Annotated in this window: 4 protein-coding genes; 2 read left to right on the forward strand and 2 right to left on the reverse strand. The window is 64.3% G+C overall.

What is annotated here, in order from left to right; all coding sequences use genetic code 11:
• On the forward strand, positions 1-1,075 hold a 1,075-nt coding region (locus ACP5E6_RS15920; RefSeq protein WP_427955710.1), incomplete at its 5' end, for a class I adenylate-forming enzyme family protein.
• Between the two features lie 12 nt (positions 1,076-1,087).
• On the opposite strand, the gene ACP5E6_RS15925 is transcribed toward ACP5E6_RS15920, so the two are convergent.
• A complete protein-coding gene (locus ACP5E6_RS15925) occupies positions 1,088-1,345 on the reverse strand; it encodes a hypothetical protein (protein WP_427955713.1) in 258 nt (85 codons plus the stop codon).
• A gap of 9 nt (positions 1,346-1,354) precedes the next feature.
• Positions 1,355-2,197: an N-acetylmuramoyl-L-alanine amidase family protein gene (locus tag ACP5E6_RS15930; RefSeq protein ID WP_427955715.1), complete on the reverse strand. Its 843-nt coding sequence runs from the start codon at positions 2,195-2,197 to the stop codon at positions 1,355-1,357.
• Between the two features lie 223 nt (positions 2,198-2,420).
• On the opposite strand from ACP5E6_RS15930, the gene ACP5E6_RS15935 reads away from it, so the two are divergent.
• Positions 2,421-2,840: a DUF2177 family protein gene (locus ACP5E6_RS15935; RefSeq protein ID WP_427955717.1), complete on the forward strand. Its 420-nt coding sequence runs from the start codon at positions 2,421-2,423 to the stop codon at positions 2,838-2,840.
• The last annotated feature ends 29 nt before the right edge of the window (positions 2,841-2,869 follow it).

Genomic DNA, 2,869 nt, shown 5'->3' on the forward strand with positions numbered 1-2,869 from the left:
GCCGCCCACCCCGCACTACCACCCCACCGACATCGCCTTCCTGGTCTACACCTCCGGCACCACCGGCGTGCCCAAGGGGGCGATGAACACCCACGGCAACGTCACCTTCAACGCCCAGACCTATCGCGACTGGATCGAACTCGCCGAAGGCGCCCCCATCCTCGGCATCGCCCCGCTGTTTCACATCACCGGCCTGATCGGCCATGTCGCCGCTGGCTTCATCACCGCCGCCCCGCTCGTCCTGTCCTACCGTTTCGAACCCGGCGTCATGCTCGATGCCATCGCCGAACACCGTCCCGCCTTCACCATCGGCGCCATCACCGCCTTCATCGCCCTGATGAACCACCCCAACGCCACCCCCGAAAAACTCGCCTCGCTGACCAAAATCTACTCCGGCGGCGCGCCCATCCCGCCCAGCGTGGTCACCGCGTTCCGCGCAAAATTCGGCCCCTATATCCACAACGGCTACGGCCTCACCGAAACCAACTCGCCCACCCATGTCGTGCCGCTCTCGCGTGAAGCCCCGGTCGATCCCGAATCCGGCGCGCTCGCGATCGGCGTGCCGGTCTACGACACGATCTCCTGGATCTGCGATGACGCAGGCAACCCGCTGCCCCAGGGTGAAATCGGCGAAATCGTCACCCAAGGCCCGATGGTCGTGCCCGGCTACTGGAACAAACCCGACAAAACCGCCGAAGCCATCCGCAACGCCCGCTTCCATACCGGCGATGTCGGCTTCATGGACCAGCACGGCTGGTTCTATCTGGTCGATCGCAAGAAGGACATGATCAACGCCGCCGGCTACAAGGTCTGGCCCCGCGAAGTCGAAGACGTGCTCTACACCCACCCCGCCGTCCGCGAAGCCGCCGTCATCGGCATCCCCGACCCCTACCGCGGCGAAACCGTCAAAGCCGTGATCAGCCTCAAACCCGACACCGCCACCACGCCGGACGACATCATCGCCTTCTGCAAAACCCGCATGGCCGCCTATAAATACCCCCGCACCGTCGAAATCATCCCCGACCTGCCCAAAACCGTCACCGGCAAAATCCTCCGCCGCGAATTGCGCGGCTAACCGCCCAACCTGCTATCGCCGCGCGAAAAAATCGCAATACCCATCGGGGCCAACCGGGCCGGTGATCAGCTGGCACGAACCAGGCCGCGCAGGATCGGCCGGATTGGGCAGAAAAAACTGGCAGCCGGCGCAATCGATTCCGCCGGGGCCAGGATGGTCGGTATAATGCGCATCAGCCGGGGAGGCGGGATTATCGGCCCGCAGCATCCTCGTCGAGGCAAGCCAGACAAAGCCGCCCAGCCCGAGAGTAACGCGCCGCCGCTTGATCATCCCAAATCGTCACAAATTGGCGACGGCGTGTTGCCTGGCCAGAAACCACGCATCGACCGCCGTCTTCATCGATCCGGCGATCCGCTCGCGAAACGCGTTGGTCCGCAACGCCGCCTCATCCTGCGGATTGGACAGGAAGGCGGTTTCAACCAGAACACTCGGAATCGCCGAGGATTGCAGCACGGCGAACGTCGCGTGGCGGGCCGGATTCTGCAACATATCGACCTCCCTCGCCAGCGATCCAACCATTTTCTGCTGCAACAGCAGCGATTCGATCTTGGTGCTATGCGCCATCAGGCTGAACAAAATCTTGGCGACCTGCGGCGACACGCCCCGGAAATTCGGGTTGGAAATCCGCTCGACACTGTTCTCCGACCGCGCGATGCTGGCAGCCAGACCATCCGAGGCATGGTTCGAGAACGTATAAACACTCGCCCCCCGCACCACGGTATTCGGCGCCACCGAATTGGCATGCATCGACACGAACAGCGCCGCCTTGTGCTTCTCCGCAATATCCACCCTGGTCTGCAACGGGATGAACACATCCCGCGCCCGCGTCATCACCACCTCATAGCCGCCGCGCTGCAACGCGTGGCGCAAATCCCACGCCGCGGCGAGGGCGATGTCCTTCTCATATAAATTGCCCGAGCCGATGCAGCCCGGATCGCGCCCGCCATGGCCGGGGTCGATCACCACGAGCCGGTTGGCCGTCGCCTCCCGATAGGCGGCCGGGGTCAGCAACGCGGCCCGGTCGCGCCCGGCGGCGCGGGCAAGGGCCGAGCGCATCCAGACCGGCAAAGCGATCGTCGCCTTAACCCCGGCATCGAGCAGAAACCGCCGTGAGAAACCCATTGCCACCCTCCGTCCGCCGCGGCGGAACGATTTAATGTTCCAGGTCGATGTGCCACCAAACTGTCAGCAAAGCACGTTAAAACATTGAGATTAACGGGGAGTTGATCGAACCCGCCGCCGCCGCCGATCCCGCGCGCCCGCCCCGGCGCGTCCACCGCCGCGCCGCGTCTTGCACGAAGCCGCCCGCGCGGCATATCGAAGGGTAACAAAGGATGGACACGACATGCGCGGACGATTTGGGCTGTATTTCGCAACATTGATCACCTACCTCCTGCTCGATCTGGTCTGGCTGACCCTGACCGGCGATGCGATCTACCGCAGCACGCTGGGCGCCATCCTGCTGCCATCGTTCAAGCCGGTGCCGGCGCTCGCCGTCTATGGGCTTCAGGTTCTGGGCTTGATGATCTTCGTGATGCCGCGCGCCCGCGCGAGCGGCCGGGTCATCACGGCATTGGGCTACGGCGCCGCGTTCGGCGTCTTCACCTATGGTCTCTACGATCTGACCAATCTGGCGACCATGCAGCACTGGACCCCCAGCCTCACCGCGATCGACATCACCTGGGGCGGCGTGGTCTCCGGCCTGTCCTCGGCGATCGGCTGGTCAATCGCGGGGCGCTTCACCCGCCAGCGCATCTTCACCTGAACCCCACGCGCCAAACCCCACCCGGCGAA

The sequence above is a fragment of the Acidiphilium sp. genome (assembly GCF_049977125.1).
Classification (GTDB): Bacteria; Pseudomonadota; Alphaproteobacteria; order Acetobacterales; family Acetobacteraceae; genus Acidiphilium.